At 46.1% G+C, this 16154-nt stretch carries 6 protein-coding genes; 2 read left to right on the forward strand and 4 right to left on the reverse strand.

The genetic code is table 11. The features are described from left to right. Positions 1 to 77 precede the first annotated feature (77 nt). On the reverse strand, positions 78 to 2534 hold the full coding sequence (locus ACFO4O_RS10840; RefSeq protein ID WP_382408404.1) for a methyl-accepting chemotaxis protein: 2457 nt from the start codon (positions 2532 to 2534) through the stop codon (positions 78 to 80). A gap of 391 nt (positions 2535 to 2925) precedes the next feature. Between ACFO4O_RS10840 and ACFO4O_RS10845 the strand changes: the two genes are divergently transcribed. After that, positions 2926 to 4686, forward strand: a complete 1761-nt coding sequence (locus ACFO4O_RS10845) for a sulfatase family protein (protein WP_382408406.1) — start codon at positions 2926 to 2928, stop codon at positions 4684 to 4686. A 149-nt stretch (positions 4687 to 4835) separates the two neighbouring features. Further along, positions 4836 to 6035: a type II toxin-antitoxin system HipA family toxin gene (locus ACFO4O_RS10850; protein WP_382408408.1), complete on the forward strand. Its 1200-nt coding sequence runs from the start codon at positions 4836 to 4838 to the stop codon at positions 6033 to 6035. 96 nt (positions 6036 to 6131) lie between these two features. On the opposite strand, the gene recD is transcribed toward ACFO4O_RS10850, so the two are convergent. Genes recD through recC form a run of 3 tightly spaced genes read right to left on the reverse strand, consistent with a single transcriptional unit; the run spans position 6132 to position 16124 of the window. Beyond that, entirely contained in the window at positions 6132 to 8327 is a 2196-nt protein-coding gene (gene recD / locus ACFO4O_RS10855) for an exodeoxyribonuclease V subunit alpha (protein WP_382408410.1), read from the reverse strand. After that, positions 8324 to 12385 carry an exodeoxyribonuclease V subunit beta gene (recB, locus tag ACFO4O_RS10860; RefSeq protein ID WP_382408412.1) on the reverse strand — a complete coding sequence of 1354 codons (4062 nt, stop codon included), beginning with the start codon at positions 12383 to 12385 and terminating at the stop codon, positions 8324 to 8326. Before recB ends, recD begins: the two co-directional genes overlap by 4 nt. Next, positions 12378 to 16124 (reverse strand): exodeoxyribonuclease V subunit gamma, encoded by a 3747-nt coding sequence (gene recC / locus ACFO4O_RS10865; protein WP_382408414.1) that lies wholly within the window; start codon positions 16122 to 16124, stop codon positions 12378 to 12380. Before recC ends, recB begins: the two co-directional genes overlap by 8 nt. Positions 16125 to 16154 lie beyond the last annotated feature (30 nt).

Genomic DNA, 16154 nt, shown 5'->3' on the forward strand with positions numbered 1-16154 from the left:
ACTACCCTGCGTTTAGCGCTACGTCTTTAGCTTTACATCCTTAGCTGTGCACGGATTGTTTTAACCATAAGGGTCGGTTAAAACAGCATATCGTCTACGCTTTCTTCTTGTGAATACGAGCGCTGCTTAGCTGCAACCAAGGCTTCATCGATACGTGTCCCCTTGCGTTTTTGCGTAGACCAATTTGCGTCACTTAACTTAAACTTTTCTACCATTTCATAAAGCTTAAGGCTCATTTTACTCATATCTTCACCAATCTGAACGGCAATCGCACTGGCTTGTTGTGAGTTATAAAAACATTCGTCAAGTCCGTCAAAATCTGCCGCTACTGCATCAAAGTTTTCTCGCTGCTCTTTCACAGTAAAGGTAATAGACTCTACTCGGTCGTTAATTGTTTTCATGGTTGAATCGATGCTTTGGAGCTTAGTTTTGGCGGTCTTAATTTTGTCGTAACACTGTGTTGTTGACTGTCGGCCACGCCCCATCGTTTCTACCACTAAATCTGTTTTTGATTGAATGGCTTCAATCATCGATGAAACTTCCAGTGTCGACTCTCGCGTGCGCGAGGCAAGTGCCCTCACCTCATCAGCCACCACGGCAAAGCCTCTGCCAGCTTCTCCGGCCCTTGCCGCCTCAATAGCGGCATTTAACGCTAATAGATTGGTTTGGTCGGCAATCTCGCTGATAACGTCAATCACTCTTACAATGTTGTCACTTTCACCTTTGAGCGAGTCAATTGAGTCAGATGTTTCAGTAATAATAACGTCCAATTGGCCTACTTCTTCTTCCGTTTCGGAAAACGCCGCTAAACCGTCGACCACACCTTTTGCACCTATTTTACTGTCGTCAAAGATTTGATCAGACTCTTCTTTTACTTTGTCAGAGGATTCACTTGCTCGATATAGCCGGTCTCTCATCACTGAAATCTGGCGGTTTTGAGCATTTGCGGCTTTAATAATGAGCTCATTGCCATCGGCTAACTCTTGAGACATCGGAATCAAGCGCATCGCCGATGAAATCAAATCTGAGAGTATAGTATCGATTTGCGCAATAAACTTGTTAAACCAAGAAGACACTTCGGTGACTTCATTATTGCCAATCGTGTCAATTCGAACCGTGAGATCACCCTCACCCTGAACCATATCTTCAATGGTTGCTTGAAGTGAGCTTAAAGGTTTAACCAAAGCTCTGGTGAGCATTAAAGCCGCAAAAATACCGAACACCAATGCGATGCAGACGACAATTATTGCGGTTTGAAAAACGTTGGCACTGAGCGCTTTTACAGGCGCAAAGGCTTCGGCAGAGTCTATTTCACTCATAATTACCCAGCTTAAGCCTTTAATATTCAGCGGTTTATAAGCCGACAATACCTCAATCCCCCTATAATCGGGGAAGATATCAAAACCTGTTTGTCCGCCAATGGCTGCCTGCGTTCCTTTAGTTTTAACCGGCTGTAGCCCTATGGTTGTTTCTTGATTGCCAAGGGCAGAGACTAAAGAATCGTTCAGACCAATACTACGCATCAGTTGTAAATAATTGTCTTTATCTTCAAGCAAGAACCGGCCATTACTGCGCATAGTAAAGTCTTCACCCACTAAATACGTCTCACCAGATTCGCCTAAGCCTGTCTCTTCCCAATTGCCGTTGTAAGTCATCACTTCGTTGATTTTATCAATCGGCATTTGCAAAATTAAGATACCGACCAACTCCCCGTTTTCAAATATAGGACTGCTAATGAATGAGGCTGGGGCATTGTATGAGGGTATGTAGGGGGCAAAGTCAGTGATCCCCGTAAAATCTTTGTCTGTTGCCTTTAATGACAGCTCAAAAGCCTGCGCGATGCCAGATTGCGCATATGGACCATCTTTTAAAGAGGTCGCATAATCGAGTTCTTTAAACACAGAATAAACAATGTGCCCCGTGTTAGGGTCGACTAAAAACAAGTCATAGAAGCCGAATCGTTCAATAAAAACGCTAAAAAACGGATGATACTTTTCGTGAAACTCAGAATAGGTACTCCCATTTTTGGCAGAACTTAGTTTTTGCTTTTCACCCAGTGCGTTGGCATTGTTGCTGATATAGTCAAATTGTAAGAGCCGTTCAGTTTTGCTCAGACCCGTTGAAAGTGCATCTATGTTGAGCTTTGCGTTCGGGTTCAATCGGTCGAATTTTTGACCAAACTCGTTGCGATAAAAATGGCTTAGGCTCTTGTCTATTTTGTCCTCGTCTATTGCGCCCTTACCATAAGCGCTCTCGTTACCATAATTGTTAAATGCACGGGTAAATGCTTGGGTAGCTTCAATCACCATCAAATTGTCGGAGAGCGTCTGCGCTTGGAATTCTATATCTTGAATGTAATTTTCAATTTGTGATGCAGTGATGTCGCGAATAGCAATCAGGTTTTGCTTTGCATCCTCTTGCAAAGATACCCTGCCTACATCTGTTGCACCTAAACCAATAAACAGACTTCCAATTAACAAGGGCAGCGCAGCCAGCATCCCCCCGCCAATTAGCATTTTTGTCTTTATTTTCATAATCAACCCATTCTCAAGAAGCTAAGTAGCCACTCGCTTAAACAAATTTGTGTTGGTGAGTAAGGTTTTCACACAAAGTCTTATAAGGTTATCGGTCGTTTAAACAACAATTACAGTTTTTTTGAGCAATATTGTTTTTGCCATGTTTTTCCCATGAAATTTGGAATGTAATTTGCCATGTACTTTGGCAATACAAAAAGAAACACTTACTCGCAGTTAAACAAGGCAGAAAACAACAAATAACAGAGCTTGAGCTGTGCTTTTTGGTAATCACGCTTGCGCAGTAATTTGCGTAAGTGCTAAACCATATTTATCAAATGAGAAGGGTCGTGCTTTTATGTACATTGATGTTTACAATGTGTTAACAATACGCTCAATGCTAAGGTTTTTGATGCTGCCTTCGATAATCTCTTCCTTTTCTCGCTCCACTCGTGCGCAATTGCATGCAGGAAGTGCCCGCCGTTTTGCTTCTTCTGGCGCTTTGGGACTCTGCTTGTTAATCGGCGGTTGTGCACATCTGCAGGCCGCCGCCTCTGAGCAAGATAAGGCCCACACTACACAACAAAACGTTATTTTTATTCTGACCGACGATCAGCGCTATGACCAACTCGGGTTTATGAACCCAGAGATTCAAACTCCTAATATCGACAAGCTGGCCAGTGAGGGCGTACATTTTAAAAACGCCTTCGTTACAACCTCGTTATGCTCACCTAGTCGAGCCTCGATTCTTACCGGACAATACATGCACAACCACGGCGTGGTAGACAATAATTCGTCTGCTAAAGCTTCTTCTCGTTTTTTCCCTGAATACTTACAACAAGCAGGCTATCAAACCGCGTTTGTTGGCAAGTGGCATATGGGCGGCACTGGCGGCAATAGCCATTACACCGACGACCCGCAGCCTGGGTTTGACTACTGGCTGAGTTTCCCGGGGCAAGGCAATTACTTCCCAGTAAAAGATGCTACGGGTAAAACAAACAGCTTTAATATCAACGGAAAACGCGTTGAACAAAAAGCTTATATAACCGATGAGCTAACCGACTATTCGTTAAATTGGCTTAACGAGCAGCAAAAGGCTTCTGGCGCGAATAAAAAGCCCTTCTTTTTGTACTTATCGCATAAAGCGGTACATGCCGATTTTGCTCCGGCACCACGTCATGAAAATATATATGCCAACGTCGACATCGCACTGCCTGATTCTATGGCCAACACGCCGGAGAATTATGTGGGTAAACCTATGTGGGTGAAAAACCAGCGCAACAGTTGGCACGGCGTTGACTTTCCTTACCACAGCACCCTAAACGTAGCTGAATATAAGCGCCAATACTATCGAGCCATTGCCGCGGTAGACGACAGCATTGGAAGAATAATGCAGTATTTAGAAGACAATCAGCTCAAACACAATACCAGCGTATTTTTGATGGGAGACAACGGGTTTCTATTCGGCGAGCATGGCCTTATTGATAAACGAAATGCTTACGAAGAATCTATCCGAGTGCCATTATTATTGTGGTCTCCGTCTATGGTAAAACCTTCGCAAAGCATAGAAAAAACGGCCTTGGGTATTGATATTGCGCCCACCATTTTAGACATTGCGGGCGCTAAGTCACCATCACAGTTTGAGGGCGACAGCCTATTGCCGCTTATTAACAGTCGGTTTGAGAGCATAAGTGGCAAACGCGCAGCGCAGTGGCGCGATTCGTTTTTATATGAATATTATTGGGAATTTAACTACCCGCATACGCCCACTACTTTTGCACTTAGAACCGATAAATATAAGCTCATTCAATATCATGGCGTGTGGGATACAGAAGAGCTTTACGATATTCAAAACGACCCCAAAGAAATGAATAACCTGATAGAAGAACCTGCCCTTTTGCGCACTAAAGTCGAGATGCGCGAGAAGCTATTTGAGCTTTTAGCCGACAATGACGGCAATCACACTGTGCCTTACACAGAAAAGTATAATAGCGGTGCAGTGCTCAGAAATAAAGTCGGTGCAAAGGCTGCGGAATTTCCTAACAAATGGCTAAGGGGCGAAAACGCCGCCGATAGAACGCAGTATTTTACGCCAGATCGTCAGTTGCTTGAACGCAATGAGCAAGAAGCCAAAGGTCAAGCTAAAGATCAGGCTAAAAGTAGTACTAATTGAAGCATGCTTTTTATTTACATGCTTATGCGCTGGCATACGCTGAGCGTTTTTTGTTCGTTTGCTAGCCTATGTCAGCGCTTGATTGACCTATTTTGCTTAACCCTCTATATTGCGGGCATATTAATCGCACCTTCAAATAGGGTATCGCTATGAGCGCAAAAGCCTTTGTATTTATTCATGGTCTTGACGAAAAGCCTGTTGTTTGCGGTGCCATAAAAGTAGATGAAAGCGGCAAACATGGAGAATTTAGGTATGGCAAAAGTTATCTTAGCCGTGATGATGCTTTTCCACTAGACCCGCTCAATCTGCCGTTAAAACGAGAAGTGTTTACCTGCAACGCCAAAGATGGTTTGTTTGGTGTGTTTACTGATGCAGGTCCCGAGTCATGGGGCAGCAAGGTGCTGCGCTCGCTGGAAAAAACCAAGCCCGAGAGCAAACTGGCCGTTTTAATTAACAGCGCGGGAACTGGGGTGGGCGCGCTCGCTTTTAGTCATTCACACATCTCCCCTGCGCCTACATATAGCGAACAAACATTTGCTGATATACCCTTGTTTTTAGACGCCAAAGACCGACTCTTAAAAAATAGAAAAATACCCAAGGCTGCGGTAAACACCTTTAAACTTGGCGCGAGCATGGGTGGGGCCAGACCAAAAACCTTGCTACAAGATGAGCAAAGCGGCTACATCGTTAAATTCAACAAGCCGGATGATGCCTTTAATCATGTGAAGGTAGAGCACGCCACAATGAACATGCTCCGAGAGCTAGATTGCCGCGTTGCAACAACGGCAACGGTGAGCTTTGAGCAAGGCGATGCGCTTTTAGTTGAGCGCTTTGATGTAAAGAACGGTGTGCCCAGCAGCCATTTTTTAAGCGCCAACTCCTTGTTTAATCTTGGCAAAGTGAACAATAAATCTTTGCAGACGCAATATTGTTATGCCTATCTTGCAGAATTCGTTTTGGAGCATGGCGGTAATCCACCAGACGCTTTAGATTTATATAAGCGTATGATTTTCAATGTATTGATGGGCAATACCGACGACCATGCACGCAATCACGGTCTGCTGTATGATTTTGCGCTTCAAGAATGGTTTCTCGCACCGGCTTATGACGTTTTGCCCATTAATGCTTCTAGGCAGCACGCGATAGGTATCGGTGACTATGCACGCGACGGTAGTTTAGACAACTTAGTGAGTCAGTCTATGCGCTTTACACTTGAACGCTCTGATGCCCTAGATATTATTGATACCGTGAAAGAGCTCTGTTCAACTTGGGAGCATTACTTTAAGCAGTTTGGCGTATCAGACGAGGATATAGCAACGCTTAAAAACATCATACCTACGTTTGATTAAGCCACCCGTCAGTAGCTTTAAGCCCACGCACGCGTTTACCTTTGTGGTTGTGGCTATCTTTGCGCTAATGCTTATGTCGAGTTACTCACGCCACAATTAATCATCTATTTCTAAGCCAGATTCTCTGTTTATCGGGTTTTTTATCGCGTCTTTAAAAATCCTGTCATTTGGTGAGACGATGCTTATCCAATATTTTGCACGCGTGATTGCGGTGTACACTAGCTCTTTACTCACTACCGGATTAACGCGCTCTGGCAATACAAAACATGCATGCTCAAACTCTGACCCTTGAGATTTATGTACGGTCATAGCAAAGACGGTTTCAACCTCTAGCAGGCGGCTAGGAGAGAACCACCTAATTTTGCCATCATCTTGCTCACTCTCAAAAGCGACTCGCGCTACACGCTCCGACTTACCTTGCTTATTGGTAACATAACGCCAAATCACCATGCCCACATCACCATTGGTTAGCCCGAGATTGTAGTCATTGCGGGTGACCAATAATGGTCGGCCTTCATAAAACGAGCCTTGGGCGGCTAGTTTAGCAGCGGGGATCAAGGCTTTTTGCATCATAATATTGAGCGCTTCTACGCCGTAAGGACCATTTCGCATCGCACTTAAAACCTGAAAACGCTGAAAACAGTCCAGTACTTTTTGAGCCAGGGCATCCCACTGCTCATCACTTGAATCAGGGCGTAACTCTGATTGCGCTGCGTCTAAAAGCGATAGATAAGCGCCATAACCAACGGGCGGTTCTATATGTTGATTGTTTTGCATCCGCCCCTTTCCCTCATTCGCAAACATACGGGGGCTACCATCCTTAATATGGTCAACAAATGCCTGAATGCCGGCACCATCTTCTTTTGAAAAGTCGCTTTGCAAGGAAAGGGCATCAGCAAGACGCTTGTTGTTCAAGTCATCTAATAAGCGGGAGTCGAGCGCGCCCCGATTGACCATTTTTGCAAGCTGACCAATACCGCTATTGGCATCAAAACGAAAGCTGTGGTTTAACATCGCAACGTTCTGCGCCAAGGTTTTATTTGTTGAGACCTTAGACGCCTGATCATTAGGTGCCTGAGCATCAGACTGAACCAGAGCAGGTACACCGGTCATAGCCTCTAAATAATTAGACGTGTCTTTACTGTAATTATTTAAGTGAGCGCCCTCGGCGAGCTGGCCAAGTACTGCACCCGCATCTACTGAGGCGAGCTGGTCTTTGTCACCTAATAAAATCAAGCGCGCATCAGGTTTTAAAGCCTCAATGACCGCAGCCATCATACTTACATCAACCATACTGGCTTCATCTATCACCAGTACGTCTATGGCGAGGGGATTATGTTTGTTGTACGTAAACCCCTGGCTTGCACCTCGGCTACCCAAAATACGATGCAGCGTGCTTACCTTTTGCGGAATGTCGTTAACACCGACATGCCCTGGTAACTGCGCCAGCGGTAAGCGCTTTACCGACGAACTAATAGACTGATTTAGCCTAGCCGCTGCTTTACCCGTTGGCGCAGCCAAAGCAATGTTGAGCTTTTTACCAGCCCCATCGCTGGCAGTCACGCTACCTGCAATCGACTGCAAAGCCGCCAGCAATTTCACTACGGTAGTGGTTTTACCGGTGCCCGGCCCGCCAGTAATAATGGCAAAACGACTTCTTGCGGCAAGGGCGCAGGCGTGCATTTGAGACGCTGCATATAGGCGGTCTTTTTGTTCAAAAAGCACATCTATGGCCTGCTTTAGTGCGCCGGCACAATCGTGCGAAAACGCGTTGATATCGCTTGGTGTTGGCAAGCGCGCTCTTATACCTTGGGCAATTTTGAGTTCGTAATGATAATAGCGAGATAAATATAAACGCGTGCCTTTAAGTGCCAAAGGCGCCATATTTTGTGCCGAGGTGCTTACCGCACAGCAGCTTTCTAGCGACTTAAGGCACTGCGATAAACTTGTGCTTGCAAGGAGCTGGCGCAAATTAATTGGCGCTTGTTCGGCAACTAGGTGTTGGCTGGATGCAGGCGCAATATTAATAAAGCGCTCAGGACGCTCAAACATTTTGCGCAAATCAATACATACATGGCCGTCACTGAGATGTTGCGACGCAATAGCCGACAACAACACCGTGATTGGCTCAATACGAAGCTTTGCGGCCTCGCACATTTGCGCTAATTGCGAGGCAAAGGCAAGATCTAAGGGGCGGATTGCATCAACCCGGCGCCATGATGTTAAAAGCTGCAAACACTCTGAGGCTGAGCCTAAAGGCGAGGCTGTTAGGTCTAATTCGAACTGACTCATTGCTCTGCCCCCGTCAAATCAAATGGATGATTATGTTCGCCTGCAAATAGCGCATCTACATGCTCAATTAACGAAAGTGGCGGTTTAGTCGTAAAAACCCCTTGGCTTGAGGCCTTAACGCCGCGCAAGAAATAGTAAACGCATCCGCCAACGTGGCGCTCGTAACTATAATCAGCTATTCGCTGCTTGAGCAAACGATGCAGAGCAACCAAATAAATAACAAACTGCAAGTCGTAACGATGATGCAAAATGGCGTTTTCGATATTTGCTTGGGTGTAGGCCTCGTCGGTTTCACCTAAATAATTGGATTTATAATCGAGCACAAAGTATTGCCCCTCATGTTCAAAGGTCAAATCAATAAAGCCTTTTAAAATGCCTGTCATCATTTCAGGCTTTGCCGAGGGCCTGTTTGCACCATTAAAAGTATTGCTTATCACAGCGCGGTCTATCGCGGCAAGGCTTGCTTGCTCGGTACTAAACCAAAACTCCATTTCCGGAATACATAAGCTCAGCTCGGCAAGAGAGACATGCTTATTCACTGTCCCTCGCGCAATCGGAAAAGGCTTGCTTAATAAAGTATTCATCCACTGGCACAGCACGTCGCTGTAGTGTCCCCAGCCTGCCTTTTCTGCCTGTGACACAATTCGCTGCTCTAATAGCTCTGGTTGATTGGCAATATCAGCAAAGCCTTTTTTGCCCGCCCATTCCAAAATATCGTGCAAAAAAGTGCCCGGTTTGGCACCGCGGTAAAAGTTGTGAAGTGTATAAGCTTCGGTTTCTTCATGTTCTGCCAAACTACTGTCATCTATTGAGCCAACATTATTATCTACTCTGGCTACGCTAGCGCTAGGCTGAACGGGCTCGCCTGCTCCGGCCTGCTCTTCTGTTAACAGATTGAGCGCTCTTTCATCAATATACGCACTGGTGGCGCTAGATGCGCGTACGCTATCGCCATCTGCATCAGTTTCAAATTCGCTTTCGACATAACGAATGCTTGAATAGCTGTACGAACGCCAAAATTGCTCTATGCTGCGCACTGCATGGCGCGCATCACTTAAGTTCTTGCCTGCGTTTGGTGTATAGACACGCGTATCGCCCTCAGGGAAGGGTTCTATAACAATGCTCTGCGTTGCCGGCACAGCTTCACGTTGCTCACTTGCGGGCTTGCTGACCTCTTCATTTGTTGTAGCATTATTTGACTCACTAGTACCTGTGCTTTTTGTGTTTTGTGAGCCAAGGCCCTTAGCTAAGGCAATTAAATGCTGAGCAAAATCGTCTTCTTGATTCTGAACCCCGGTTAAATACGCTAAGCCGCTTTCGTGCCATCCTTTGCAATGCGATGCCCCTACCCATGTGGCATATTTAGCCCGCGTTAGCGCCACATAAAGCTTTCGAATTTCTTCCTTTTGCAATTCTTTGAGTTTGTGCGGCTTATAGCGTTTTACATCAAACGAGCCTGATAACTGACCTTCGTCATCATGATAGGTGATAAAGCTTGTACCCTGCATTAAGGTCGCCGGCTGCGTGGCAAAGGGCAAGAAAACCAGCGGATACTGCAATCCCTTAGATTTATGCACGGTAACCACTTTAATAAGGTCGTTATCGCTTTCTAAGCGCGGCATATTAAACTCAATTTCGTCCTTTTTTTCACTGCTCACTAAGGCTTCATAATACGAAATCAGATTCGCCATGCCGTCGATTTTTTCACTTGCTTGCTGGAGCAACTCACCAATGTGCAGAATGTCAGTGAGCGCTCGCTCTCCGTTGGCGCTTTTAAAGAGTCTGCTTTTAACACCGTAATCAAGCATGAATCGACGCAACATGGGTAACACGCCTTGGCTCGCCCAAATTTCTTTATAAACTTGAAACTGCACAATAAGACTATCTAGATACAGTTCGTCAGTCATGGCATTTTGCAGCTCCTTTAACGAACTACCCAAGGTAATGGTCGCCACAGCATTTCGCAATGAGGGAATATGCATTGGGTTTGCAATGGCACGCAGCCACAGCAAAATATCTTTAGCTTCAGGAGCAGATAGCACGCTGCCGCGAGTCGACAAATACACAGAATTAATGTTTTTCGCTAACAGCGCTTTTCTAATTTCATCGGCTTCTGACTTTTTGTTAACCAGAATGGCGATATCGCTCGGCACAACGGCTCGTCTCTCTCCCAACGCATGAGCCTCAAAGTAGGCCTCACCGCGCTGCGCTTGCAGCAAAATATCAGTAATTTGCGCTGCACAGGCGCCCGCCATGCGCTCTCGCCATTGTGCTACTGTGGAATAGGTTTCACTCTCATGCCAAATGGTCAAGCTGTGAGGCTCATAATTACTCATCACGAACCTATCTTTTAGGCCGTTCGCTTTTACCGCATTAAAGGGGATCAAGCTTTGCCCATGAGCACTAAACTGAAATGCTTTTTCAGGCAAATTTTCAGCGCGGGCAAACAAGTGATTTACCGCGCCTACCATGTTGTGGGTAGAGCGGTAGTTAGTGCCAAGCGTATATTTATTGGCCCCCACCCGCTGACTCGCCATTAAATAAGTATATATGTCGCCGCCTCTGAAGCTATATATCGCCTGCTTGGGGTCACCAATCATAATGAGACTGGTGTAATCGCTTTGTTGCAGACTTGAAGGCTCTGCTGATTGCTGCGAAAGCGGTGCTGGGCTATCCAAATAAATCTTTTCAAAAATACCAAACTGCACAGGGTCGGTATCTTGGAATTCATCAATCAACGCAACCGGGAATTGCTTTGCTATTATACTAATTAAGCTCTCGTTACGCCCCGTCTCAGGCATCGCAGCATCAGAGGTTTCCAGCGCTTGATTAAGCTTTACCAACAAATCGTCAAAGCTGAGCTGGGCCGCCAAAGCCTGCTCTTTTAATACGCTTTGCGCAATATGCACACATGCATGCTGCGATATGATCATCTCACGCTTAGTTACCGTGTTTTCTTTTCCTAAGGCTTTTAGCGTGTGCAGTTGCTCTACCAATTCGCACACAGCAAAAGGGGTATGCGACGGGCCAAAAAATGCGGCAAAGCCCTCAGCAGTAAGATGCTTATAACCGGTAAGGCTATTAAGCTTTTTCGGGACGCTTTGTTCGCTCCCAAGCCAAGCCGCTAGGTCTTCTAGAGCATTTTCAATGGGCTTAATACCTTTAAGGCCGCACCGCATTAAAGCGCTTTTTGCGCTGTCGATATTTTGCTGCCAGTCAGGATTTTTTGTGGCCTTGGTAAGCTGGTCAATCTGTTCAACAATCGGAAATAGGCTATCGGGTTTTTCAATTAAATGAGCCTGCGATAAGCTACTCGATAACTTGCGCTGCAGAGCATCTGGCGAGCTAAAGCATTTACTGAATAACTGTAAACGCTTAGCGCTAAGCGGATACACGTAGGTGCGCCAATAGTCTTCACATGCTTGTTTAATAATGGGCTGCTGGTCGGTTTCAAGCGCTAATTCAAATAAGCTACCGCTATCAAATGCATGCTCACTCAGCATGCGGTTACACCATGAATGTATGGTCGAAATTGCCGCCTCATCCATTAGCTCCAAAGCATCAATGAGCTTTTTACGACAAGCTGAGTGCTCATGCGGCGCATAGCTTTGTTTGAGCGCGTCAAGCAAGCCAATGTCTTGATAGGGTTTGATTTGGGGATTATCTGAGAACACCTCTACTGCAAGGGCTAAATTGGCGCGAATGCGGTCAATTAGCTCTTTAGTAGCAGCTTCGGTAAATGTCACAACCAATATATCTTTTGGAAGTAAGCCCTCAGCAAGCAAGCTTTTTGCTGGCTGGCCATGACCTAAGACCAAACGCACGTATAAAAATGCAATAGTAAAGGTTTTGCCTGTACCCGCGCTTGCCTCAATGAGGGCACTTTCATGAAGGGGAAAATGCAGAGGCTCTAGGGGCAGAGCACTTGTTATATGGAGTTTTTCTTGTTTGTTACCACTTACTAACGTAGCATCTTCTTGAGTTTTGTTTGCGCCTTCAGCGCCACTAGCATTGCGTTTCGGCTGTGCGCCAGACGGAAAAGAGATAATGTTAGTCATGACAAATAATCTCCACCGCTTGGATTAAGGGCAAGTATATACGCTCAGCTAAGTGCTCAAATTCAAGGCTGACGCTAATATCTATTTCGTCTCCAAAGGCCCTACGATAATATCCTTCATCCATCGACAGTCGATTGGCTAACCTCGAATTAATATTTTGCTTAAGCGTCAGGCGGGCTTGCTCATCGAGGTCTGGCGCCATGGCAATCTCACCCGCCCATTCGGCGCCAGCGCGTCCTTCATAACGCAAAGGACGCTGCATTCCCTGATACCAAATGTGTAACACTTCGTGTAAATGCGCCAGCGCATCACGGTGACTAAGCGGCTTAAACACAAAGCAGCAGTCTTGGTCTTTGGCAAGCGCCATCGTAGTAAAAGCCACGCGCTCTTCATCTTCACCAACTGCATGCCCCGCTAGGTGCTCTATCCATAGCTTAAGTAAATTTTCATAGCGCAGTTTAAGTATTGGCTTTGGCTTGTTTTGACTATCATTTACGTCATCGTCTTGCTTGCTTTGGACCAGCTCCATCGCCTCACTTTTGCTGCCTAAAGTGTCGCTTTTACACACCAGCAAACGCACGCGCTCACCTGCATCATTTTGCCAAAAGTCGCCAAAGCTACCTTCGACGTTTATCAATATCTCATCGCTTATTTCAATCGGTAATTGTACATTGAGCATATCGTATGGGAGGCGCTGCATGCCTACCTGAGCATTTACATATCGCCTTCCTAGGGACTGCATCTGCTGCGCAAAACCATAGCTGGTCGCTTGTGCGGTAGACGCTAGGCCAAACGCTCCCATCGCTTGCATTCGCTCTAAGGCATGTTCTATGTTGCTAGCCAATTCATTATGACCACGTGCGGGCAATATTGCGCGGTCGATAACGTCGCTCACCACAGAGTAATTATCTAGATTGTTAAGCGTGAAAACTTCTCGGTCAAAGTCGGTGCTTTTTGCGCTATCAAAATTTATCATCAAGGCTTGTTTAAAAAACGTCTCTACGGGCTTTTTCAAAAAACGCGACAGCACATCTAAAGCCAGCGCACCCTCAGGCGCTATAAAATCTATCGTAATATCGCCGGGCGCCATGTCTACACTAGCCTGCGGCGAACTTACCTGAGTACTCGTATCACTGTCTTGTTGCTTATCTATCAGCGCTTCTCGCCATTCTCGCGCATAGGTAAAAAGTTCAGGGGCTTGATAAGCGGCCAAGGTGGCTGATGCTGTGGCACAATTGGGCGCGGTAAAATACTTCTCGCTGAAGGCTTGTAGAGGATGCGCGCTGGTGAGGGTGTCACTGGGGCTGACCTTATCGCGCAGGGCATCAATTTCGCTTTGCTCGTCGGCAGACGTTGACTCTGGCAAGTGCCAAAATTTATTCACATAGTCCATCAATTGCGAGACCAATAGCGAGGGCGGGCGCTGGGCGTCATCTTTAATACTGCGCCCCACCCAAGAAATGTACAAAGACTCTCTGGCAGCGAGCAGGGCTTCTAGAAAAAGATAACGATCGTCTTCTCGCATAGAACGGTCGCCCGGGCGATAGTCTGAAGCCATTAAATCAAAATCAATGGGCTTATTGTGCCGCGGAAAGTCGCCGTCGTTCATGCCCAAAATATACAAGCGCTTAAAAGGGATTGCGCGCATTGGCATGAGCGTGGCAAAGTTGACGCTACCCATTAAGAAACGGTGATTAGAGCTTGCGCTATCAAGACCATTAAGCAGCAAGTCTTTAATGGTAGATATCGGCAGTTGCTCATCACTTGCATTAGCTTGGGCGAGGTTGTCTACAAGCTTTTCGCATTGTTTAGCAAGTTCCGATTTTATGGCCAAGGTGCTTATTTCTGTATCGGAAAAAAACGCATCGAGCATATTCTGAATATGCCCCTGCCACTGCGCGGCTGTATGCGTGGTATCTAAAATGCATTTAAAGTTACGCAAAGCGTCGATAAATTCAATTAGCGGGCCAATCACCTTTACCTCTAAACCGCCGACATCTGCATAGGCCACCTCGCCCGCCCATTGCTCTGAAGCAGGCATTGCATACCCTAATAACATGGAGCGTAAGCCTGCCTGCCAAGTGCTTAAATGCAAACCTTTTGTGCTCACAAATTGATTGCGATGCTGGGCATCTAATCCCCAACGAATATTGGTGCCTTGGCTCCAGCGTTTAATAACATCAAGCTCAGAAACCGACAGAGCAAACTTCTCTCGTATGGCCGGCAGCTCTAATAACGATAAGATTTCGGTATAGGTAAAGCGGCTTTTATCGAGCGAGAGCAAATGCTCTAGCGCAATAACATTCGGGTCTTGGTCGCGCAAGCCTTGGTCTGAAATGGTAAAGGGAATGTGGCGTGTGTCGTTTTTGTCATAAAGCGCAAATACCGCATTAATATGCGGAGCATATTTATTAATATCGGGCGTCATCACCAGCACATCACTTGGTTGCAACGAGGGATCTTTATTAAATGCATCAAGCAATTGATCGTGCAAAACCTCGACCTCACGCTGAGCACTATGCACCTGATGAAACACAAGCGAATTGTCTTGCCTTGGCTTAAGCACTCGCTTTGCAGCAATAAGCTCGTCGATAGGCGTTAGGTCAAAAATATCGTTTTGAATTTGATTAAGGACACTCACATAACCTTGCTCATTTGCATGAGCATAAGGGGTAAACACATTGATTCTGTCATTTGCTAGATGCTCATGTGCCGCTTCGTCTGCATAAGTGCCGTCGCACTCTTCAAGCAGGCGAATGTAATCTCGCCCTTGTTTGCCTAAGCTGGCAAGAAGTGGATTGGCCTGCTGATGGAGGTCTTCGATATCAAGGGCTGCAAGCTGCGCGCGCTCATCTTGACGAGCTCGCTGTCGTTTTTGTGCCTTTTTACTACTTAAGATAATGTCGCGCTGACTGACTATGTCACCCCAATAATATTGGCAGGGATTTGCCACACAAAATATCACTCGCGTGAATTTACTCACCGCCTGCAGCGCCTCTAATATTTGCTGAGGCATGGCTGATATGCCAAATACGATAATGCGCTTGGGCAGTAAATGCGGATTAACGGGTTTGTCTAAGGCCTTAGCTCGCTGCATAAAGCGCTCATGCACATTCGCTCGGCTGCTAACAGATTGCGCCTCTCCGGCGTCTTTCACTAATACTCGCCATAGATGAGCCTGCCATAAGTATTGTTCCGGCACGGGCACACTCGCACCTTGTTTAAACATCACATCGTTATTGGCTTCCCAAGCCGCCAGCCAGTCGGCGCGGTACACTTGATATTGGTCAAATAAGAGCGCGATGCGCTGGGCAAGCTGAAAACGGCGAATCTCTGGGCTATCGCCTTGTAAAAATTTATGCAGCGGCGCAAAAATATCTTCGTGCACAATGGTTTCTAGTAAACGATACAGACGCCATATCAACACATCTTGGTCGAGCGACGATTGCTCGGGCACCGCATCGGTAGAAAGTATCGCTCGATAAGCCCGCCATATAAACGTAGAGGGCAACGAAAAATTAAACCCTGCAGCAATTCCTAAGCCGCCATTTTCAGGCGACTGCGCCAGCCCGAGTTTTAGCCACTGTGCAATGCCGTTACTTTGCACCAAACACATCTCGTTATGCAGCGGCGGTAGAGGATCGGTACTGCAGATTTTAAGCACCAAATCACGTAAATCTTCAAGTCGATTAGCGTGAATTGAATAAAATCCTGTTGCGCCTTCGGTGCTTTGTGACATGAAAATATGCTCACTTACTTAAATCGACAT

Source organism: Glaciecola siphonariae (genome assembly GCF_042652645.1).
GTDB classification, from domain to species: domain Bacteria; phylum Pseudomonadota; class Gammaproteobacteria; order Enterobacterales; family Alteromonadaceae; genus Glaciecola; species Glaciecola siphonariae.

Bases quoted from the DNA above. Each gene is read 5' to 3' on its own strand.
- ACFO4O_RS10850 (WP_382408408.1), top strand. From the start codon at position 4,836: ATGAGCGCAAAAGCCTTTGTATTTATTCATGGTCTTGACGAAAAGCCT.
- ACFO4O_RS10840 (WP_382408404.1), bottom strand. From the start codon at position 2,534: ATGAAAATAAAGACAAAAATGCTAATTGGCGGGGGGATGCTGGCTGCG.
- recC (WP_382408414.1), bottom strand. From the start codon at position 16,124: ATGTCACAAAGCACCGAAGGCGCAACAGGATTTTATTCAATTCACGCT.
- recD (WP_382408410.1), bottom strand. From the start codon at position 8,327: ATGAGTCAGTTCGAATTAGACCTAACAGCCTCGCCTTTAGGCTCAGCC.
- ACFO4O_RS10845 (WP_382408406.1), top strand. From the start codon at position 2,926: ATGCTGCCTTCGATAATCTCTTCCTTTTCTCGCTCCACTCGTGCGCAA.
- recB (WP_382408412.1), bottom strand. From the start codon at position 12,385: ATGACTAACATTATCTCTTTTCCGTCTGGCGCACAGCCGAAACGCAAT.